General features: G+C 60.3%; 21 protein-coding genes and 1 pseudogene. 15 read left to right on the top strand and 7 right to left on the bottom strand.

Annotated features, from left to right (window positions below; all coding sequences use genetic code 11):
• The first annotated feature begins 75 nt into the window (after nt 1-75).
• The 5 genes from ACZ2HM_RS18700 (at nt 76) to ACZ2HM_RS18680 (ending at nt 3788) form a co-directional block, all read left to right on the top strand.
• Nucleotides 76-1089: a DUF2493 domain-containing protein gene (locus ACZ2HM_RS18700; RefSeq protein ID WP_313921845.1), complete on the top strand. Its 1014-nt coding sequence runs from the start codon at nt 76-78 to the stop codon at nt 1087-1089.
• 30 nt (nt 1090-1119) lie between these two features.
• Nucleotides 1120-1383: a DUF6117 family protein gene (locus ACZ2HM_RS18695; RefSeq protein WP_313921846.1), complete on the top strand. Its 264-nt coding sequence runs from the start codon at nt 1120-1122 to the stop codon at nt 1381-1383.
• A gap of 158 nt (nt 1384-1541) precedes the next feature.
• Entirely contained in the window at nt 1542-2030 is a 489-nt protein-coding gene (locus ACZ2HM_RS18690; RefSeq protein ID WP_313921847.1) for a DUF6878 family protein, read from the top strand.
• A 12-nt stretch (nt 2031-2042) separates the two neighbouring features.
• Nucleotides 2043-2417 carry a DUF6915 family protein gene (locus ACZ2HM_RS18685; RefSeq protein WP_130754541.1) on the top strand — a complete coding sequence of 125 codons (375 nt, stop codon included), beginning with the start codon at nt 2043-2045 and terminating at the stop codon, nt 2415-2417.
• A 372-nt stretch (nt 2418-2789) separates the two neighbouring features.
• Nucleotides 2790-3788: a DUF2493 domain-containing protein gene (locus ACZ2HM_RS18680; RefSeq protein WP_470427164.1), complete on the top strand. Its 999-nt coding sequence runs from the start codon at nt 2790-2792 to the stop codon at nt 3786-3788.
• A 78-nt stretch (nt 3789-3866) separates the two neighbouring features.
• On the opposite strand, the gene ACZ2HM_RS18675 is transcribed toward ACZ2HM_RS18680, so the two are convergent.
• Nucleotides 3867-4238 carry a hypothetical protein gene (locus tag ACZ2HM_RS18675; RefSeq protein WP_470427163.1) on the bottom strand — a complete coding sequence of 124 codons (372 nt, stop codon included), beginning with the start codon at nt 4236-4238 and terminating at the stop codon, nt 3867-3869.
• Nucleotides 4239-4726: 488 nt separating this feature from the next.
• Here ACZ2HM_RS18675 and ACZ2HM_RS18670 point away from each other — a divergent pair, with 488 nt between their 5' ends.
• The 8 genes from ACZ2HM_RS18670 to hmpA all read left to right on the top strand — a co-directional run bounded on the left by ACZ2HM_RS18670 (nt 4727) and on the right by hmpA (nt 14335).
• Nucleotides 4727-5029 (top strand): hypothetical protein, encoded by a 303-nt coding sequence (locus ACZ2HM_RS18670; RefSeq protein WP_470427162.1) that lies wholly within the window; start codon nt 4727-4729, stop codon nt 5027-5029.
• On the top strand, nt 5026-7059 hold the full coding sequence (locus ACZ2HM_RS18665) for a type IV secretion system DNA-binding domain-containing protein (RefSeq protein ID WP_470427161.1): 2034 nt from the start codon (nt 5026-5028) through the stop codon (nt 7057-7059). Before ACZ2HM_RS18670 ends, ACZ2HM_RS18665 begins: the two co-directional genes overlap by 4 nt.
• Complete coding sequence (mobF, locus tag ACZ2HM_RS18660) at nt 7056-10019, top strand: MobF family relaxase (RefSeq protein ID WP_470427160.1); 2964 nt, start codon at nt 7056-7058, stop codon at nt 10017-10019. The genes ACZ2HM_RS18665 and mobF overlap by 4 nt, the downstream gene beginning before the upstream one ends.
• Nucleotides 10009-10530, top strand: a complete 522-nt coding sequence (locus tag ACZ2HM_RS18655) for a lytic transglycosylase domain-containing protein (RefSeq protein WP_470427159.1) — start codon at nt 10009-10011, stop codon at nt 10528-10530. Before mobF ends, ACZ2HM_RS18655 begins: the two co-directional genes overlap by 11 nt.
• Before the next feature lie 284 nt (nt 10531-10814).
• A complete protein-coding gene (locus ACZ2HM_RS18650) occupies nt 10815-12017 on the top strand; it encodes a tyrosine-type recombinase/integrase (protein ID WP_037479953.1) in 1203 nt (400 codons plus the stop codon).
• Between the two features lie 319 nt (nt 12018-12336).
• Complete coding sequence (locus tag ACZ2HM_RS18645; RefSeq protein WP_017503290.1) at nt 12337-12816, top strand: group III truncated hemoglobin; 480 nt, start codon at nt 12337-12339, stop codon at nt 12814-12816.
• Nucleotides 12809-13084, top strand: a complete 276-nt coding sequence (locus ACZ2HM_RS18640; RefSeq protein ID WP_004206958.1) for a TehB family protein — start codon at nt 12809-12811, stop codon at nt 13082-13084. Before ACZ2HM_RS18645 ends, ACZ2HM_RS18640 begins: the two co-directional genes overlap by 8 nt.
• Nucleotides 13085-13123: 39 nt before the next feature.
• Nucleotides 13124-14335, top strand: coding sequence for an NO-inducible flavohemoprotein (hmpA, locus tag ACZ2HM_RS18635; RefSeq protein ID WP_004206960.1), 1212 nt, complete (start codon nt 13124-13126; stop codon nt 14333-14335).
• A gap of 404 nt (nt 14336-14739) precedes the next feature.
• Here the strand turns inward: hmpA and ACZ2HM_RS18630 are convergent.
• Nucleotides 14740-14868, bottom strand: a pseudogene (locus tag ACZ2HM_RS18630) (IS110 family transposase); the annotation flags it as partial.
• Nucleotides 14869-14954: 86 nt separating this feature from the next.
• Between ACZ2HM_RS18630 and ACZ2HM_RS18625 the strand changes: the two are divergent.
• A complete protein-coding gene (locus ACZ2HM_RS18625) occupies nt 14955-15707 on the top strand; it encodes a DUF6796 family protein (protein WP_004206961.1) in 753 nt (250 codons plus the stop codon).
• Entirely contained in the window at nt 15704-15976 is a 273-nt protein-coding gene (locus ACZ2HM_RS18620; RefSeq protein WP_017503288.1) for a hypothetical protein, read from the top strand. The genes ACZ2HM_RS18625 and ACZ2HM_RS18620 overlap by 4 nt, the downstream gene beginning before the upstream one ends.
• A gap of 59 nt (nt 15977-16035) precedes the next feature.
• Here the strand turns inward: ACZ2HM_RS18620 and ACZ2HM_RS18615 are convergent, their stop codons facing one another.
• The 5 genes from ACZ2HM_RS18615 to ACZ2HM_RS18595 form a co-directional block, all read right to left on the bottom strand.
• Entirely contained in the window at nt 16036-16506 is a 471-nt protein-coding gene (locus ACZ2HM_RS18615; RefSeq protein WP_017503287.1) for a MerR family transcriptional regulator, read from the bottom strand.
• A gap of 81 nt (nt 16507-16587) precedes the next feature.
• Nucleotides 16588-18264 (bottom strand): long-chain-fatty-acid--CoA ligase, encoded by a 1677-nt coding sequence (locus ACZ2HM_RS18610; RefSeq protein WP_409592838.1) that lies wholly within the window; start codon nt 18262-18264, stop codon nt 16588-16590.
• Nucleotides 18264-19571, bottom strand: coding sequence for an OmpP1/FadL family transporter (locus tag ACZ2HM_RS18605; protein ID WP_036526777.1), 1308 nt, complete (start codon nt 19569-19571; stop codon nt 18264-18266). Before ACZ2HM_RS18605 ends, ACZ2HM_RS18610 begins: the two co-directional genes overlap by 1 nt.
• A 32-nt stretch (nt 19572-19603) precedes the next feature.
• On the bottom strand, nt 19604-20008 hold the full coding sequence (locus tag ACZ2HM_RS18600) for a DUF2147 domain-containing protein (RefSeq protein ID WP_037479959.1): 405 nt from the start codon (nt 20006-20008) through the stop codon (nt 19604-19606).
• Between the two features lie 211 nt (nt 20009-20219).
• On the bottom strand, nt 20220-20864 hold the full coding sequence (locus tag ACZ2HM_RS18595) for a DUF3422 family protein (protein WP_470427158.1): 645 nt from the start codon (nt 20862-20864) through the stop codon (nt 20220-20222).
• Nucleotides 20865-20914 lie beyond the last annotated feature (50 nt).

Below are 20914 nucleotides of genomic sequence, written 5' to 3'. Positions count from 1 at the left end.
CATCCGCACTGTGGCCGGGGAAGCATTCGCTTCTCCGGCCATTTTTTTGTCATGCCATCACCCAGGAGACAATCCATGTCCCAGGATAATGCCCGCAGCGTCGACAGCTTTGCTGATCTTAAAACGCTTTATGCCGCCATCACCGCCAGTCCCGATTTTCAGCGGGCCTTTGGCGATCCGATCCCGCTCAGCATCATCGAGCCGGGCGAAAGCCCAAGCGAACATGACATGCCCGAACCGCTTGCCGCGCAGGCCGAATGCGGGGCCGTCATTGCCACCATCTTCGACCTGTTTTCTGGTACGCGGCTCGAACCGCTTGCCGCCGAGATCGCCTGGGGGTTCGTCAACAGCTTCCATTTCGTGGCGTCCAGACTAGAGCGGCGCGAGGACGCGCTGGTCGATGAACTACGCGACATGCTGCGGCGGCCCGATCTTTCCGAAGTCTTCAACAGCGAACTGGAAGAACGGCAGTTGCTGTGCCAATCGACCACCGAGCAGCGCGAAGCGATCGAATGTATGCGCGACTATGCCGCCCATGTGTATAGCGCTCAGTCGGGCTGGCCCTGGTCGCCCTCCCGGGGGACGCGGGCGTCGCCTGCATCCAGCGCCACCCAGATCGCGGTGCAGGATTTCATGCGCGCCCGTGATCTGGCTGCGCGCGAGCGCTATCTGCCCAAAGGCCCGATTGTGGTCGCCTCCGGCCATGCCGACTGGCATGACTGGCAACCGATATGGGACCGGCTCGATCTGGTGCGCAAGCGGGTGCCGCACATGACATTGGTGACAACAGCCCAGCGCAAGGGGTTCGACGCGATCGTCGCGGCCTGGGCCGGTGACCGCGGCGTGCCGCTGGTCGCCTACACCCTGGCGGGGTCAGGTCGTAAAGCGCCCTTCCTGCGCAACCGCAAGATGGTAGAACTGAAACCCGTCGAAGCGGTGCTGGGCGAAGGATCGGGCATTCAGGCCAATCTCTACCAGGTGCTGCGCAAGGCGGGCATTCCAATCCATGCCTTCCGCAAGGCAGATCAGGCCCCGTTAGAGGCCGTGGGCAGGCCTGGCGCTAGGCGCCGGCGCAACGCCGCTGCCTGATCGTTCAATCTACCAAACCGGGGACGGCGCATGAGCGACCGTCCCTTTTTTTGGGAGGCCAATATGGCGATACCTGATGCGTACCGGCGGAATTTTCAAACGCTGCTGCGGGCAGCGGAAGACGGCAATCTTGCGCTGGTGGAATGTACCGATTCCGTGACGGGCGAACCAAAATATGTTCTGTGCGCGGTTGGACGGGATGGAGAGGCTTATATTATGACGCCTTTCGGGCATCTGTGGGAAGGCGATCCCTACCTCGCCTATGTGCCACCGGGAAATCCTGAAACATACTGATCGCAGATCTGAGCGCGTGGCGGGCCGGCGTCTAAGGCGAGTGTCGGGGCATTGCTCTCAGGTGAGCGACTGCAAGCTTACGGCCCCAGGATAGGAGCGGAGGAGGGGGGATGTGGCGCGATGACAGGATCATCGCGTGGCTATGAAGGAGGCTGCGCATGGAAGAAGGATCAGAATGGGGCGATGCGTCTGTGTCGCCTGTGGTGGTAGACGACGTCATGGCCAGGTGGGCGCGCCGGGAGGCGCAGGAGGCCCAGCTTCTGCCGGTGAACAAGACCGGCATATTTGGCGTACTGTCGGCTGCTGGCATGAGCATGGTGCTCATCCGCTTTGATGGATCGGGCGATAGTGGCCAGATCGAAGAGATGGAGGCGCGCGATGCACAGGGCATTAGCCTTCCGATAACCGATGTGCCGGTGAACATGCTGGTACTGCCCTGGGGCGAAGATATCCCTAAATCGCAGACTGTTCCGCTGGGCCAGGCCTTGGAAAATATCACCTATCATTTACTGGGTTCTGCCCATCCGGGCTGGGAAAATGGAGACGGGGCCTTTGGTGAATTTATCTTCGACGTCGCTGCCGGAACGATCCGGCTCGACCATTATGACCGCTATACCGCCACGGAAGAATTTACCCACCATTTCTAAAGGAGGCGCGTCATGGGACATTGCTATCATCATGCGCTTTCGAGCGTACGCAAATGGGGCGGTGAGGCCGAAGATTTCCTGCCGCTTCATCAATGGTTCGATGAGCCTTCAAAACTGATCATCGCCGACTATCGGCACCGAAGCCTGCGCCATCATGCCGAAGGCATTTTCATGGCGGAGCATTTTTTTGGGCCAACGATCACCCTTTCGACAGGCCGCATTGTTCCCGTGCGCCTGATTGCCGAACAGCATGTCATCGAGGATCTGGGATTTATTCCATCCTTTGCCGACTGGGTTCGCGCCATCAAGCCCGAACCATGGATGGGACGAGCGCAGCCTATCCATAGCCTGGTCGATCCCTTTTCCATCACTCCGACGGCGGCCTGAACTTTGGCATATTTGAGCGCGATACCCCTGAAGAGTTCATATTCAAACGGGGCTCGCTGATGGCGTAATATCGCCAGGTCATCCCAGGACCCATTCCCGAATCAGGGGCATCGAGCCCCAGATTCGGGAGCCTCCTCTCTTCTCTCAACTCTTTTTAGTGTGGCACGGGGTCAGCACCGGCCTCAAGGACGGCAGGGCCCCACCATTTTTTCCGGCGGGTCTGACCTGTGTCTGTCGATCCAGCCTTAGTGGCCGCCAGAAAAAATCGTGACCCCCACCGCCGCTGCGCGGTCGGGCTACGCCCGATCCTTGACCCCGCTGCTCGGAGCCCGTGCCGAAGAGAAAATCTCAAACTGTAAAGAGGAGGTTTTCATGACAAGGATTTTCCGTACCGTCCGTTCCTTCCCCGAAATTGCCGACCTGCTGGGGCTCGAAACCGGGCAGGTGTCCGACCGCTTCAGCCAGGCTTTTACCGAGACGATCGACGGGTTCCGCATGGGGCATGCCGAGGAGGAGAGCGATGCCGGGATGCCCGATCCCTGGCAGGTGCAGCAGGCGACCGAACTGATGATCTGCACTCTTTTTGACGTCCTGCGCGACACAAGGCTCGAAAGCATAGCCGGACGGATCGCCTGGGGGATCGTGCACAGCTTCCACAAGGTTGCAGGACAGCTCGATGGCGAGGCGGACAAGGCAGCGCTCAAGGTCCGGGATCTGGTCCGCGATGCCGACGGCAGCGAGGTGCTGATGGCGCAGTTGGAAGAAGCGCAAACCATCTGCCAGTCCCTCGACGAGGCGCGCGATGCGGTGGCCTGCATGCGCGACCATGCCGCAGGAAGTTATCATAATGAAACAGGGCGGCCCTGGTCTTCACCGCAGGGATCGCTGGTGTCGAGCAAGCGCACCGCCTCGGTGGTTGCCGCCCAGGACTTCCTGACCGCCCGCAGGGAGAAAAAAGCCGCAAGCCATTCCCCAAAGGGACCGATCGTCATATTCTCCGGTGGGCAAGTCTGGGAGGATCATGACCAGATCACCACGACCCTTGATGCGATACGCCAGCGCATTCCGACAATGGTGCTGGCGACGAGCGCGCAGGACAAGGGATGCGATGCGATCGCGGCATCCTGGGCGGCGCGCAGTGGCACACCGCTGATAGCCTTCACCCTCAACCGCAAGCTGGGACAAAGGGCCGGGTTCGCGCGCAATGAGCAACTCCTGGCGCTGCAGCCAGTCGAGGCGGTGGTGTGCGAAGGCTCAGGGCTTCAGTCCCATCTGGCACGATTGGTCCGCGCAAAAGGCGTGCCCGCGCACTTCTTCCGGCTTGCAGATCAGAAGAGCGGCGCAGCAGGGCAGCGTCACAGCGCGGCCTGACGGAAAGGGGTCAGGAGGACCGGTTCGGGTTTGCCGAACCGGTCCTCCTGTTTTTACTGTCGGGATATGTCGCCCCGCTCAGGGACCCGTAAGGGGTCCGTCGCGGAGCGATGCGGTGTCGCCTTTTGGGCGACCCCGGCCTCCTGCGCGCGGCTCCGCCGTGCTCGTCGCAGGGACGCCCTGCGGGCGCGGGCCGGGTTGTTGGTTATGTGCGATTGTGGCGGGCGGCAGGGTCTTGAGCGTAGCGACAGAGGCTGCGCCACCGGCGCGGATCGCGTGGGTGAGAATGTCGCGTAACTCGCGTTCAGTCAAAAACTCGATCGGCAGTTCGGAGACGATCGCGGCATATTTGCCGCGCAAAGCGCGGCGGGTCTGGTCGATCTCCTGCGCGACTTTCTTCTGTCGTGCTTCGAGGTCAGCGAGGCGTTCGCGTTCAGTCATTCTGGGCATGGCATCTTCCTGTCAGATGGCCTGCCCGCCACCTGTTTCTTATCGATGGAGTGCATCATGATCGCAATGGAAATGTTGCAGCTGGGGTGCGTTGGCCTGTGGCGGGATGTGCCGCGGGCAAGGACAGAAACCCCTGCGGGGAGCCCCGCGCCTTCCGGCACGAGGCAGCGCAGCGGCAAGTGCGCTGCGAGGTAAGGACGCACGGCACGAGGCCGTTTTGTAATGCACCGTACGCACGAGTGCTGCGAACGCGAACCGCCCTAATTTCCGCAGCTTATGTCTGTCACATCGGTCGGACAGTTTGTCACTGATCGTCATACCGGTATGACGCCCGATCAGTCGATCTACGCTAAGTCTTTGATCGCCCATGTCATCATTTGTCGGACATGGCAGACACCGAAAATTTCTCTATGGCATTGAGATCAAGCGACGAATCTGCCATAAGGTCAAGGCTTCACTACCCGTCGGCGCAGAAACAGGATCTGCGCATGGCCCGAATAACTATCCGTCTAGATGACGCCCTGTTCGACCGACTGGTCGATCAGGCCCATAGCAGCGGCAGCACCCCGTCTGCCTATCTCCGTGATATTCTGCACCGCTTTGAAGGGGACGATCCATCGGGATATCATGCCCGTCTGGATGAGCTGCACGCGACTGCCATTCAAACCCTTGCGATCCTCGCCAAGTCAATCGGCGCGCGCACACCCGACATATTGGCAGCAGGACTGGCCGATGCCCGACGCCTGCTCAAGGAAAGGGGGCTGCTCGATCCCGAGCAGGACCGGCCATGAGCATTTTCCGACATGACACATTGGGGTCCTGGACGCGTGGCGGCCAGGCGATCGTCCACAATGTCCGCATGACCACGCAGGTTTTTTACCAGACCTTTCTTGCCAGTGTCATCATCTGGATTGGCGGCATCATCTGGTATGCGCTGGAGAAGTCATCCGACTATGAACGCTTCGTTCTGATGAAGCTCGGCCAGGCAATGGTGATGGGGGATACTGTCCCTGGCAACGTCACGCCCATATTGTTCAAGACACCCGCCGGCCGTGAATATTGGACGACGCCCAGAGATATTTTAGAGTCGGGCATTGCCCATAAGACGCTTGTCGCTTTCGAAACCTATCTCCTGCACGGGGCGGCGCTTTCGGGTCTATTTGCCCTCGCTATGCTGTTCTGGGCCTGGTTCTATTTTACCCGCATGGGCAGGGGGCTCGGGTCGAACCAGTTCCTGCGCGGCGCGCGCTTTGGAACCGTGCGGCAGATACGCCGGGCGTTGCGCTGGCAGAAGCGCGGCAGCCTCGCCATCGGCGGCGTTCCCGTGCCTCACGCATTCGAGTCAGAGCATATCCTCATCTGCGGCGCGCCTGGCACAGGCAAGACCAACCTCATCATCAAGATGCTCGACGGGGTACGCAAGAAGAAGCGCCGGGCTATCGTATATGACACTGCGGGTACGTTTGTGGAGAAATTCTACCGGCCACGCACCGACATCCTCCTCAACCCGCTCGATGCCCGCGCTGATGCCTGGGCCCCCTGGGTCGATGTGCCGCGCGACTATCATTATGACCAGATTGCGGAATCGACCATCCCCGACAAGACCGGCGATCCCTTCTGGGCGAAAGCGGCGCGCGGCACGCTGGTCGCCGTCATGCGCAAGTTGGCGCGGCAGGAACGGACCCTGGTTTCGATCCTGCTGGACACCCTGCTTCGGTCCAAGCTCAAGGAACTGGCCGCTTTTGCCGCCGGAACCGATGCGTCGGCCTTTATTTCCATTGAAGGGGAACGAACCTCAGCGGGCATCCAGGCGGAACTCGCTTCGGTCATGCGCAGCTTCTCCTATCTGGATGATACAGATGATGGCCTGTCGATCCGCGATTGGGTCGCCAATGAAAAGGATGATAGCTGGCTATTCATTACCGTAAAGGCTGACCAGTTGCCCTCGCTTCGTCCGCTGATAACGGTCTGGCTGGACATCGCGATCAGCGCCATCATGAGCCTGGAGCCGGACCAGGATCGGCGTCTTTACTGTGTGATCGACGAACTGCCATCACTCCAGAAACTGCCCTCGCTCTCCGACTTTCTGGCCCGCGCCCGCAAATATGGCGGATGTGGTATATTGGGGTTTCAAAGCTATCCGCAGCTTGAGGCCACCTATGGTATTCAGGATGCAGCAGCCATCACCGGCTATTGCTCGACCTGGGTAGCGCTGCGCGCCAACGACACCCCGACCGCAAGGCATGTCAGCGAAAATCTGGGACAGGTTGAACAGGTCGAAGCCAATGAGGGCATGTCCTACGGCGTCAACGATATGCGCGATGGGGTAAACCTGTCGCGCATGCAAGTGACCCGGCCGCTGGTCATGCATACCGAGGTTACCAATCTTCCCAATCTCGTCGGTTATCTGCGTTTCGGTCGCAGTCTTCCGGTGGTGCGCTTTATCGACAGCTATAATAAGTTGCCCTCAATTGCTGTCGCGTTTGCAGAGCGGATCGCCCCGCCTGTCCGGCTGTCACCGCAGCTGGATGGGGAAGGGGCACCGACAAAAACTGCATCGAAACGCATGGCCAGGCCGACCCGTCGCAAGACTTCATCGTCATCCCACGAGACCGCCGAAATTCCGCCTGAACAAGAAGAAGCCGGTTTTGGCGGGGTAGATGCGCCCGCACCAAATGCCGTTATGCCGAGCAGGAATGATGGTGAAAGCCTAGCGCCACCTGTACCACCGCCGTTGGAGCTTTTTGGCAAGCCCGCGGGCTTCCGCCTTTCCCAGCATGCGCGTCACGATGGTGCTCGCAACAGGGCGACGCCAGCATGATCCATCCTCGTCGCTTGAAGGGCACGCCGACCAATCTCACCCGCTATTATATGGTGGGTGATTATTACACCAAAGGTGCCGACGAACATTCGCAATGGGGTGGTGCCATCGCTGCGGAGCTTGGACTAAACGGTAAGGTCGATCCCTCGACCTTCCAGGCTTTGCTCGATGGGAAGGTCGGTGAGCAGCAGTTGGGTCGCCGCCGTGGGGAAGGCAAGATCCAGCATCATCCAGGATGGGACTTTGCAGTGAATGCGCCCAAATCGGTGTCGATCATGGCGCTCGTTGCTGGTGACGAACGGGTCATTGCCGCGCATGAAAAAGCGGTGAGCGCGGCGCTATCCTATCTGGAGGAGCATGCGACGCTGCGTCACCGGGTCGATGGCAATATCCTTCACGAAACCACCGGGCGTCTGATCTTTGCCCGGTTTACCGAACATCCCTCGCGCGAACTGGACCCCCACCTCCATACCCATGTCGTGATCATGAACATGACCAATCGGGGGGACGGAACGCCCATGTCCAGCCTCGAAACCCGGGCGATGTTTTCAGAACAGATGGTTGCAGGGCAGATTTATCGCAACGATCTGGCCCATCGGCTCAAAGAACTTGGCTATGAAATCGACTATGATCCGCGCAAGGGACTGTTCGAGATTGGTGACATACCCAAAGAACTCATCAAACATATGTCCCAGCGCGCGGAGCAGATCGAGGCGCATGCGCGGGAAAATGGGCTGGCGGGCCAGGCGGCCCGACGCATGTCCTTCTACCAGACGCGCGGTCCCAAGGAAAAACTTGCCCTGGATGCGCTTCACCACCGTTGGTCAGCACGCCTGGGTGTCCACCAGGATGCTATCGAAGGCGTGAAGGTGGCAGCCGAGCAGAAAGGGGAGCGCCGTCTTGGTATCGAGCCCGCCACTGCTGCGCGCGCCATGCTCTTTGGCCTGCGCCAGGCGGAGGCGCGCGAGGCGGTCAATAATCTGGGCAAGCTGTTACGTATCGGCCTTGCCTCTCATGTCGGCGAGGTGCGGTTGGAAGATATCCGCCCCCTCGCGCAGGCGCATGAAGCCAGAGCCAGGCTGCTTGAAACCCGCCACCCAACTGGCGACGAAATTCATACGCGCGGGCGCACTTCGCGTCGAACCGCGCGACTTGAATTGGCGCTCTCGGATCAACTCGCGCTCGCGCTCAATGATGCAAAGCCAATCGCAACCGGCGAGAAACTTCAAAATCTGGCTGACGAAAATGGTCTCAACGCCGAGCAGGCTGCGGCGTTGGTGATGATCGGCACGACGGCTGACCGCGTGGTCGGTGTCCATGGCGTTGCGGGCGCGGGCAAATCGACGCTGGTCAGGGTATTGAACGCAGGTGCCGGGCCTGAAACGACCCTGATCGCGCTGGCGCCCACCTCCTCGGCCGCCGCCAATCTGGGTTACAGTGCGGGAATAGAATCGCGGACCGTGGCCAGCCTGATCGCGGGTGGTGGCCGCAATGTCGATAACCGCCATGTCCTGATCCTTGACGAGGCTGGGCAGCTTGGCAACCGCCAGGCGATGCGAGTGCTGGAGATCAGTCGCAAGACCGGCGCGCGCCTGATTCTGCTCGGCGATAATATGCAGACCGGTGCGATCGAGCAGGGTAAGGCTTTCTGGCTCATGCAGCGCTTGGGGCTGCCCAAGGCGGAACTGACCGCATCGGTTCGGCAAGAAACACGCCCTATGAAGGTCGCAGTGACGCAGGCCCGGCTTGAGAATTATGGGGCTTCGCTGGCATCGCTCGACAAGGTGGTAAGTGGCGATACCGCCGAAAATCTGGCGCAGGCGCTTGTAGGAGAGTGGACGCGCCTTGGTGCCAAGAGCCGCACCAGGACCAACATATTGGTGCTGGAAAATGCGACCCGTCTCATCCTCAACGACAAAATCCGGCAAGCTTTGAAGGCCGAAGGAGCGCTCGCCGGGCGAGATACCGGGTTTACCGTTCTGACGCCTTCCGGGATGACGGATCAGGAAAAGCGCTTGCCCCGCTTCTACACGCACGGACAGATCGTGATATTCTCGCGTGACGATATTGGTCTTGGTGTCGTCCAGGACAGGGAATATCGGGTTGCTGGGATTGCCAAGGACGGTAACGGGCGACAGCGGGTCCGCCTTTCCGATGAAAACGACCGTATGATCTTGTGGGATCCACGCCTGGGTCGGACGGCTAAGGTCAATATCTTCAACGAGGAGCATCGTGATCTGGCCAAAGGCGATCGGATCCAGTGGCGTCTGGTCGATCATGCGCTCGGTATCCGAAATGCTGACCGGGGGACCGTAGAAAAGCTCACAGGTCGAACCGCGACGATATTATGGGATCGTGACGGCAGACGTCAAGAAATTGACCTTACACGACACAAGAACTGGGACCATGGCTATGCGGAAACGGTCTATTCTGCACAGTCAAAAACCTATGATCGTGTCTATGTGCTCGCTCCGGTAGGTTCGTCGCTGGTCACTGGTAAAAATTATTACACGGCCATCACCCGCGCGCGCTTTGGGGTGAAGCTTTGGACGGAAAGTGCGGATCGCCTGATCGAAAAGCTTGAACGCAATTCTGGCACCAAGACGTCTGCGCTCGAAGGGCTCGGTCGGCTCGACAAGGACAGCGTGAAGGGCAGGGCAGTCAAACATGGGCAACGCTGGGACGAGTTGCGGTTGCTACAGCAGTCGGATCGAGAAGCGCGCAAAATGCGGACATTTGATGGGCGAGAGAGGCGATCACAGCCGATACCTGCCAGTCTGGCGGCGAGCCTTGCCGGCCGCGCGCAGTCAGTTGCGCAAATGCTCGATCGTTGGCTGACGTCATTGCTGAGCAAGTCCAACGACCAACATCGGCAGACTATCGATCAAGCAGCGTCACGACAATCTGATATTAATACGCCACCCCAATCGCGTGATTATCGAGGTGGTCATGACCGTTAAATTAGCAACCTGCGCTTGCCATATTGCGATCGCGTTGCTCGCAATGTTGATGCTGACTCTATCTCCGCCCGCACAAGCCAGATCAAAACTGTCTGCTTTGCACGAAACGAAGATTGGAAAATGTATCACGCAGGCAGGGGCGGGACACGAGTGGCTTGAACGGACGCTGTGGGGACTGCGCGACCAGGAAGGTGGATGGATTGGTGCCGAGATTTTGAACACAGACGGCAGCTACGATTTGGGACCGATGCAGGTTAATAGTTGGTGGGTAGGACGGATTTCCAGAATCCTCCGCCATCGCGGGTCGGATGTGCGCCATTGGTTGATCCACGATGCGTGTTTTAATGTGCGGGCCGCACGTTGGATATTTCTATCTGGGCTCGCTGTGACGGGTGATTACTGGCAGGCTGTTGGCGCCTACCATAGTCCGACAAAGCTGCGTCAGCAGCGCTATCGGGCGAATGTCGCGGAAAAACTGATTAAAAGATTTGGTTCGGATTTATTCGAATGAAAATATACCAAGCTGCAACTAAATCAGAGAACGAGCCTCCGTAATTATTTGAAAAGTGGATAGAAGAAACTAAGACTGGACACTCGATAATTGCAGTTATCATATAAGCGGATTTGACGCCTTTCTATAAGGTGGGTATGTGCATCCCGGCGGAGGGCAGGGCATTTGGACACTGAAAAGACGATATTCTGGTCATGGCAGAGCGATTTTGATGGGCGCGTGACGCGTGAGGCTATCTATGGGGTCGAACCGCACAGCTTCGACCAGATTGTCGCGCTGTCCAGATGAGCCTCCCAGCGCCCATCAGCAGCCGGCGAGGCCGACAGGCCGTCGACCTCGCCTGGGAGGTGACCAAGCTGAACTGTCGATCGCCAATCACGATCAACGCCGAGCTGATCGCCGCCTATCAGGCGGCATCCTCGCCGCATTCCCTGCGCGCGCTTGCCAGCGACATCGAGGCGTTCGACCATTGGTGCCGCCGAAACGGGCGCGTGACCTCGCCGGCGACTCCCGAGACGGTCGCCGACTATCTCGATGCCCGGGCAGGGCAGGGGGCGAAACCCGCCTCGCTCGGTCGCTACAAGGCGTCGATCGCCAAGATCCACCAGCTGCTCGACATCAAGGATCCCACCCAGGCCGAGCTGGTCAAGCTGCGGCTCCGCGCGATCCGCCGGGAGAAGGGCAGCACGCAAGCCCAGGCGCGGCCGCTGCGGTTCAAGGGGCCGGTGCGCAATGTCGAGCGGGACGCACCCCGGGGGCTTAATGTGCGGGGGCTGCTTGAGGCCTGCGCGGATGATTTGCCGGGGCTCAGGGATCGGGCTTTGCTGTCGGTCGCCTACGACACGGGCTTGCGCGCCTCCGAGCTGGTCGCGGTCGAGGTCGAGCACATTGTGGACGCCATCGATCCCGAGGCGCGGCTGCTGACGATTTCGCGCAGCAAGGGCGATCAGGAGGGAAAGGGCGCGACCGCGTTCCTCAGCCCGCGCTCGGTGCGGGCGATCGCCGCCTGGACTGCGGCTGCCGACATCGAGGAGGGACCGCTGTTTCGCCGGGTGCAGGTGCGCCGCTACAAGGCGCGGGCCGCGGTCAAGGGGCGGCGGATCGAGACGATTTCTGGCCGCGAAAGCTGGGATCTGCGCAAGACATTGCCGAAGTCGGCGGTGCCGGCGCGCACCGAATATGATGTGGGAGAGGGGGCGTTGCACCCGGGTTCGATCGGGCCGATCTGGCGGGCAATGATCCGGCGCGCCTTCGACAAGGGCGCGCTGAGCGACCTCACCGCCGATGATCTGGCGCAGTTGCTCAAGGGCGTGAGCGCGCATTCGACGCGGGTGGGCTTGAACCAGGATCTGTTTGCGAGCGGCGAGGATCTGGCGGGGATCATGGATGCGCTACGCTGGAAGAGTCCCCGGATGCCGCTCGCCTATAATCGCAATCTGGCGGCAGAGCAGGGTGCCGCCGGCCGCTTGATCGCGAAAATCGGGTGATTAGATCTTGAGCTGCGCACAATTAGGTATTTGTGACGGTGTTTGAAAATTCCGAGTGCGCCAGATCACGCGGATTAGCGTTCCAGCGAATGTCCTACGGAATCGGAAAAGAAAACCCGCCCGTCTTTTGACGGGCGGGCAAGGAAAGGTGTCTACGTCTTACCGAGACTCCTTCGGGTCGCTGGCTGATGCTATGCCTTCGTGTTTCGGATTCAAGGCTAAACTAGCGGGGCTGAGCAGTTTCTCAGGCTGTGTACATCGCCGCGACCGACGACCTGGAAATATGCGCTAGCCTTGCGTTTATGCGCAATCATGATAGATGTATTATATATACATGATTGGAGCGCGTGTCGTGGACGGTGTCTCGAAAATCAGAGAAGAAGAGCTGACTCCTTTGGTGGAGGAATTTTACGCGCGGGTCCGCGCCGATCCCGCGCTTGGGCCGATTTTCAACGATGCGATCGATGACTGGCCGGAGCATCTTGGGAAGCTGACTGCGTTCTGGTCCTCCGTCATGCTCACCAGTGGCCGATACAAGGGGCAACCGGTGCCGGCCCATTTGAAGCATAAGGCCAGGATAACGCCCGCGCTGTTCGAGCGCTGGCTCGCACTCTGGGTTCAAACGACCAATGACAGGATGACGCCCGAAGCGGCAGCGGCGCTACAAGCGAAGGCGCGGCGCATCGCCGAGAGCCTGCAACTGGCGATGTTCTTCCAACTGGAGGAACGGAGTGCTGCATCGGTCGCCAACGCGGAACGTAAGGATGCCATCGAGCGACCAGGGCAAACCCATGGCTGAAATCTTGCCTTACCGTTCCACGCCGGTGTTCAACCAGGACACTCTGCCGGCTGCCTTGCGCGCGCGACATGACACGAAGGCTGGTGTTTGGGGCGTGATCCGGGTTTTGGAGGGCGAACTCCGGCTAACCTACCTCGAGCCACCTTCGGAGATCGTCCTGACGCCTGACCAGCCTGGCTTGATTCTCCCTCAGCAACCGCATTTCGTAACGCCGACAGGGCCGATGAAGATGCAGGTGGATTTTTACGATCACATTCCCAAGCTCTGACATTCCGGGATTTTCAACGCATTCAAAAAGGAGAAGTTGATGACGCAGCCCCTCAGCGATCAGACCATTGCGCTCGTCAAGGCGACCGTCCCCGCGCTCGAAGCGCATGGCCTCGACATCGTGAACGAGATGTATTCCCGGATGTTCCAGAACCCGAACATTCGCGACCTTTTCAACCAATCGCACCATGGTGATGCCGGTTCGCAGCCGCGGGCGCTGACCGGCGCCATTCTCGCCTATGCGAGCAACATCGAAAATCTCGGTGCGCTTGCCCCGGCGGTCGAGCGGATCGCGCAGAAGCATGTTGGCCTGCAAATTCTGCCCGAACATTATCCGCACGTTGCCGAGGCGCTCCTGGGGGCGATCAAGGCGGTGCTCGGGGATGCGGCCACCGATGAGATTCTCGCTGCCTGGGGCGAAGCCTACTGGTTCCTGGCCAACATCCTGATCGCCCGCGAGCAGCGAGTCTACTCAGAACAGAAGGATGCGACCGGCGGATGGAATGGCTGGCGCGATTTTCGCGTCGAGGACGTCGTGCGTGAGAGCAGCGTCATCAATTCCTTCGTTCTGCGCCCCGTTGATGGCGGGGCCGTCATGCGGCACAAGCCCGGGCAATATCTGACCTTCTGGCTTGAAATTCCGGGACATCCGCCAGTCAAGCGCAACTATTCGATTTCAGCAGCCCCCAACGGCGAAACCTATCGCATTTCGGTCAAGCGTGAGCCGCTTGGTCTTGCGTCAGGCTGGCTTCATGATGAAGCCAAGCCGGGCACGGTGCTCAAAGTTGCCGCGCCTGCAGGCGAATTCTTCCTGGCAGCGCATGTCGAACGCCCGGTGATCCTCCTGTCGGGCGGCGTGGGGCTGACCCCGATGGTGGCCATGCTCGAAACGCTTGCTGAGGGCGAGGCGGGAGTCCCCGTGCACTATGTCCACGGAACTCATGACCGCGATACCCACGCAATGCGTGATCATGTTCGCGCTGTCGCTGGGCGGGGCAAGTCAATCACCGTCACCGATTTTCATCAGACCCCGCTCGAAGATGAAGTCGCAGGACGGGATTATGACGTCGCCGGCATCATTACCGATGAATGGCTGGTCGCCAACACGCCTGTAGGTGAGGCCGATTACTATATCTGCGGACCACGCCCGTTTCTGCGGCACGCCGTCTCGACCTTGTCGCTGGCTGGCGTCCCATCCGACCGCATTCATTACGAATTCTTCGGTCCGGCGGACGAATTGCTCGCCGCCTGACTGAGCGCGGAGAAGGGCGACATCGCCCTTCTCCGCGTCTACTCAAACCGCCATGTCGGGGGCGTCACATAAAACGGGCACAGATATACGCTCTCATGACTGCCATCCGAGACGCTGGCCGAGTTTACTCCTTCGCTGGCCTCGAGACCAGCGGTCGCATTGACCTTGGCGGGTGTGCCGCGGGCGCCTGATCGACGACGATTGATCATGCTCTCATCCGCGGGTTGATTACCGCACTACCCGTATCCGTCGCTGGGCCTATCCTCCGTATAAGTTCGGGCGTCGGACGAACCTGCCCCACCGTACACCGTGGATTGCCCATCACAGTCGGGTGCCCGCGGCACGTCGGCCAAGGCTATGCAGTTGGTGCGCTGGCGCCTCCTCTCGTTAATGTCGTGGGTGGATCAGCCGGCTATCGCCGGCGACACCCGACGGGCGATGTCCCAGGCATAGCCGAACAGTTCACGCGCGATCGCGGTGGTCACCTTGGGCTGAGGCTTGCCCGTGGCCGCCAGGCGACGGTAGCGCTGGCAATGGTTCCGTTCAGCGAGCCCGAGCTGATCGCCCAGGAGATCATGCGTCTCGTCGATCGATCCCGCGCCGAAGCAAGGACAAGCCTATGACGGATATCCAGCGGCTCCCGCTTCTTCGTCTCTGCGGTATCGCGGGCGTGATCGGCGCGATCCTCTGGACGCTCGGCGACGCGCTGATCATCGGGGCTAGGGCAAGTCCCGACGACTATCCGCTGATCCTGAAGACCTATGCCGATCGCATCCAGTTCGACGGTGTCGCGCTGATGCTTCCATCCTCCGAGGCGCGGCTCGCCGCGGGCGCGCTGGTGGCCGATGCCGGCATCGTCTTCTATCTCGCGGGCTGCTGGCATCTGCTCGAAGGGCTGCGTCCGGCGATGGGCTGGTGGCGCTGGCTGACCTTCGTCCTGCTGGTCGCCGGCAACGCCTGGTCTCCGCTCGGCCATGCGGGCTTCTACTATGTCGGCATGGCCTACAAGACGATCCTCGAAACGCCGGCCGCGGCCCATGGCGCGCTGCTCGATCTCGGCCAGCACTTCTACCATGTCCTGCTCATCGCCTGGTTGATGCCGATCGTGACGCTGGGCCTGGCGCTGCTGCTCCTCGGGATCGTCATCGCGCTGGGCCGCACCGCCTGGCCACGCTGGTTCGCAGCGCTGGCCAATCCCGTCTCGCTGGTCGCGATCGGCATGCTGATCGCGCGCATCCTGCCCGAGCCGGCGCACACCTGGCTTGACGGCGCCGCGTTCAACCTCGGCTGGCTCGTTGTCTATGCCGTCTCGACGGCGCTGCTCTGGAATGGTGGCCGTTCGCCGGTCGCATCACGGGACGAAGCAGCATGACCGAAGCTGCGACAGCGACAGGCGACGAACAAGTGGGGGAGGAAGCATCAGGCGCTTTCAGCATGAAGCCACTGATGTTCGAGACCTTCGTCTGCTCGATGGCGATGATGTCGTTCGTGGCGCTCGCGGGCCCCATCGCGCGCGTGCTTGGCCTCGAGCCATGGCAGGTCGGCGGGGCGATGACCGCGTCGGGCATCGCCTGGATGATCATGGCGCGGTTCTGGGGCGGCCTTAGCGATCGGCGCGGCGCTCGTCGCTTGACGGCTTGATTGGATCGGGGGCGCCGCGATCAAGCGTTACCGCTCGGTTAGAGAATGGGATGACCAAATTATCGCTGCAACTTTGCCATCGCTTCCACTTCGATGGTTGTAAGCTCGTCGATTGTCAGGTCGAGCGCAGAGCGCTGCGTCTTCAAGTCGACCAACCTTTCCCGGATGCGGGCAATCAATCGCTCCATTTGCTCCTTATGCTCGGGATCGGCATCGTAGAGATCGAGAAACTCCTTGATTTCCTTGATGGAGAAGCCAAGGCGTTTGCCGCGCAAAATCAGCTGTATGCGTCCGATCTCACGCCTGGAATATGCCCGGGTACTGCCTACCCGTTGAGGGGCGATAAGCCCCTCCTTTTCGTAGAAGCGTAGCGTGCGAAGTGTCAGTCCGAGTTCCTGAGCGACATCCTGGATGCCGTACACTTGTAAATCCGCATCCTTTGCGCGGGTTCTCCCCTTGTGCGTGGGGTTGTCGCGATCCGCGTCCTTAAGCGTTTCATCGTCCTCGGCGAGGTGGAGCGAGTTCCCCATGCCATCCACTCCCTGTCCTCCAATCACGGCTACCCTACCACTCAAGCGCATAAGCCTCGTAGCTTGACAGGGGATAGAGGCTCAGGCGAGCTTTTTGTTCTCCTCCTCGATCAAATCCTTCTTCGAAAGTTTGCCGATCAACGTCTTGGGCAGGCTGTCCCGGAATGCGAAGGCCTTGGGCATCTCGATCTTGCTGAGGCGATCCTGCAAAAAGACCTTGAGTTCATCGACGGTCAGGTTCGATCCCTCGTGCAGCGCGATGAACAACTTGGGAGATTGACCTCTGTAGGCGTCAGGGATCGCGATTGCGATCGCCTCCTTTACCGCCGGGTGCTGGTAGGCCGCATCCTCGATGATCCGGGGATATACATTATATCCGCCACAGAAGATGATGTCCTTGATGCGGTCGACGAGGAAGAGATAGCCATCCTCATCAAAATAGCCGATATCGCCGGTTCGTAGCGCGCCATCGACGAAGACAGCACTGGTTTCTGCAGGGCGCTGCCAATAGCCCTTCATCACCTGAGGGCCGCGGGCGCACACTTCTCCGCGGTCTCCCTGGGGAAGAACCCGCGAGGGATTCTCCGGATCTCGGATCTCGATGATGGTGCCGGGGAAACTTGGGCCGCAGCTATTGTCCTTCACCGTCCCAAACAACGGGTTGCAGGCGATGATCGGGGCGGTTTCGGAGAGCCCATATCCTTCCACGACCCTGGCACGCGTGCGTGCCTCGAACTCCTCGCGTACCTCGAGCGGGAGCGGTGCGCCGCCGGATATACAGGCGCGCACGGCCGAGAGATCGGGTATCTCGTCGTCCGGAAGCGCGTTCAGGGCAACATAGATCGTAGGCACGCCGAAGAACTGTGTCGGCGGCTTGCGCTTCATCGTGTTGAGAACCTGCTTCATCTCAAACCGTGGCAGCAGGACGATTTCGGCGCCGATTTCGACTGAGAAGTTGAGCACCGTCGTGAGTGCGAAGACGTGAAACATGGGCAGGACGCCGAGAGTTCTCTCCTGCTGCGGGCGAAGTCCTCCCACATGCACCACCATCTGGGCGCTGTTCGCCGTGAGGTTGGCGTGGGTCAGCATTGCGCCCTTGGGCACGCCGGTTGTGCCTCCGGTATATTGAAGGACCGCGACATCATCAGGGTGACGTTCTACCGCGTCAGGTTCGGCATCATGGGCGAGAAGCGCCTTGAGCCGGACATGAAGGCCTTCGTCGAGTATCCGCGCGTGGTCTTTTCGCTTGAATAGCGCAAAGCCCAGGCCTTGCAGCCAGGGCAGCATATCCCTCATGCTGCACAACACGATCTTGTCCAGCCCGGCACGTGGCGCGACGGCTTGCACTTTCTCGTGGATTATCCGGACGTCCGGTACCGCCATCATGCGCGTTCCCGAGTCCCGGATCTGATGCTCCAGTTCGCGCTCCGTGTAGAGCGGGTTGAAGTTGACCACGATCGCACCCACGCGCAGCGCCGCGAAGTACAATATCGCGAAATAGGGGCAGTTCGGCAGGCACAGGCCGAACCGATCGCCCTTGCGCAGCCCCTGATCCTGCAATCCACGTGCTGCACGGCGAACGAGTTGCCCCACCTGCGCATAAGTCCAGGTTCGCCCGAGAAAGTCGATGGCGACGCGTTCGGGATAAAGGTTCAACGCATTGTCGAGGAGGTCGGTCAGGAGCCGTGGCGGAATTGCCGGTTCCGGTATCGACGGGAAGGCGCTGATGGCGGGCTGGGGCATGGCGATCTCCAGCATCAGAAGTGGAAACGTCCGCCGAGCGACAGCACGACGGCGTGCGCGTCCTCGAGCTTGCCGTCCATCAGGATCGGCGTCTGCACGGCCGTGCCGGCATAGGCCGCTGTCGTGCGATCAATAGTCGTATCCTTGAACGTAATATACGCTGCGCCCGCATCGAGCGTGAACCGGGAAGACACGGCATAGCTTGTGCCGGCAGCGAAATTCCAACGGTTGCTGTCAGGCACTCGAGCGTCCCGATTGCCGTTGCGCGTCGGGGTCTGGGCGTGTTGAACGCCGGCACGAACGGTCCAGGCTGGTGTGACCGCGTAATCGATGCCGCCTGCGAAGCTCCAAGTGTCCCGGTAATTTTCCGGGATTGAAACGTTGAGCGGCGCGCCGAGCCGGATAGCGTCGAATTTCGACCAACCCATGCGGGTCACCTGACCGTTGAGGGTGACCTTGGGCGACACCGCCACGCGCGCTCCGAAGATCGCCTGCCAGGGGGTCTCGAACGTGGCGTTTGCATTCACTACGCTGTTTTGCCCGGCGAGCGGACCAAGAAGACCGGTCGTCGTCACCGAACCGTCGAGATTATGCTTCACGCTCGACTTGTAGCTGGCGCCCAGTTGCATGGGGCCGGCGCGATATTGCAGCCCGGCCGACCAGCCAAGATCCCAACCATTGCCTTTCAGCTCCTGGTGGCCGTCGGCGAGAAGAGGCGATAGGTTCGGCAGATAGTTGGACAATGATGCGTCGGCATATTCGATATTAAGCGCGGCGCCGATGCTGAGATTTGGCGTAACGAGGTAGGCGATCGATGGCTGGATGTCGTATGTTCGCAGCTTGGTCTTGTCGGCGCTATACCGTGCCCAGCTGTCGGCATCATAATTGGTTGTGAAGCTATAAGGGGAGGCGACGGTCAGCCCCAAAGCGAGCCGTGATGTCAGGCCGACGGCTATCGCGCCGGAGGGTAGTACGCCATTATTGATCGGATCACGAGAGCGTTGGCTCCCGCCTACAGCCGCAGCCGACTGCCCGGGACGGACAATGAGCGTGTTGACATTGTCAACCGACCCTTTGGGAAGGATTACGCTTACGGCCTGGTGGGCATCGACTCCTTCCATGCCTGCGATCGCAGCCGGATTCCACCAGAGGGACTGTACGCCCTGGTCGGCGACCTCGCCCGAAAAGGCTCGTCCGGCACCTCTGGACGATTGTTCCTGAAGGTAAAAGGCCTGCGCGCTCGCGGCTTGCGGCGCGAGCAATCCAGCCGCCACGGCCGATGTTGCGATCCCAACTTTCCAATTTTTGCCTGCCACGCCCATCTCCCCTTTCGTGATTGTCAAATTCCTCGTGCTTATCGGAGGCGCGTCCATGTCTGCGTCTTGCACAGGGGCCAGACGATGCAGCCCTTGAGGCGCAAATGATCCCGATCGGCTAACGTGACCGTCGCGCTGTATGTACCGCCATCCTCAGCGTTGTAGATGGAACCACCCGACCAACTGCCCGACTTCCACGTAAAACCCTGCAGAATCTGCAATCCACGAAGCGGACGACTGCGCAACGCAGCGGTCTTGTTCTTTTCGTCACGTAGTTCGGGGTTGGCTTTGATCCCGTCGGAACTGATCAAGGCACCGCAGATCGATTGCCCGCAGCGGGTGATTTCCACGACGCCATGACGGCTCTCGGTTTGCCAGCGACCGACAACGGTGTCGGCGGGCAATGCAGTGCTCGAAGCCAGTAGTGTCAGAATGATCGACATTGTTCCTCTCCGCGCGCCTTCAGGCGACCGTCTGTTTCACGTCTGGAGCCAATATGCGGCAAATCAGCGTCCCATAACCATCTAGATGACGTATAGGTAAGTCAATAGCTCAATGCGTCATCAAAATGCCTATTAGGTTGTGTGCGAATTGGAGGGGTCAGGCGCTGCTGGCCCCGTCGTCAGGGTTCGGGCGTGTTCGTGTGTGACGCCGTCAAGCTATTGATCTGTGCGTGCCTTCAAGAAAGGAAAGATTGCGATAATTGCCCAGTTCCTGAATGCGCTGGATGGAACGCGACACTTCGCCGTCAGCCGCCCCGTTCGCGGCAACGACCAGGCGCCCGTAGCCGCCGGCGTGAATGCGAAAGTCGCTCCAGATCCGGACGCTATCCCCGATGATGCAGGAGACGAGATGGCCCGGATGGAAGTCGGCCCGATCGACAACCGGCTCGGCGTAGCTATCGTTCGCCACAACGACGATGTGGGTTGCGCGGATGACCAGGCCCGGCAGCGTTTCCATCCACTGCAAGGTATCACTGAAGGGGCCGACCTCGGGAGCAGACCAGAACTGCGCGTCCGCGCTGACCGAGGTTGACGTTAGCGTCGTGGTGACCGCTTCACTGTGCCTTTCCCAGGCCAGCCGCCCGTTGGCGGACCACTCCGTTTCCAGGTGGCGCAGGTTGCGATCGAGTCCAGAGGCACATCGCTGCTCCAGGATCAGCCATTCCTTCTCCCGGTCATTCTCATCGACCAGGCGAACCGTCTGAAATGCCATGGCGGGCAATTCGAGTGCAGGAAAACGGCGCAGATGCATTTCGCCGACGATCTGACGCCGGAGGAGATGCTCAGAAAATCGCATGTGTGCGCCTTCGAAAACAGGTGCAGTGGCGCTTGGGGAGAGGCGCAGCC

The organism is Sphingobium sp. KKT206 (genome assembly GCF_055640555.1).
The sequence above is the reverse complement of the archived record's forward strand: the minus strand, read 5'-3'. Positions and strand labels throughout refer to the sequence as shown.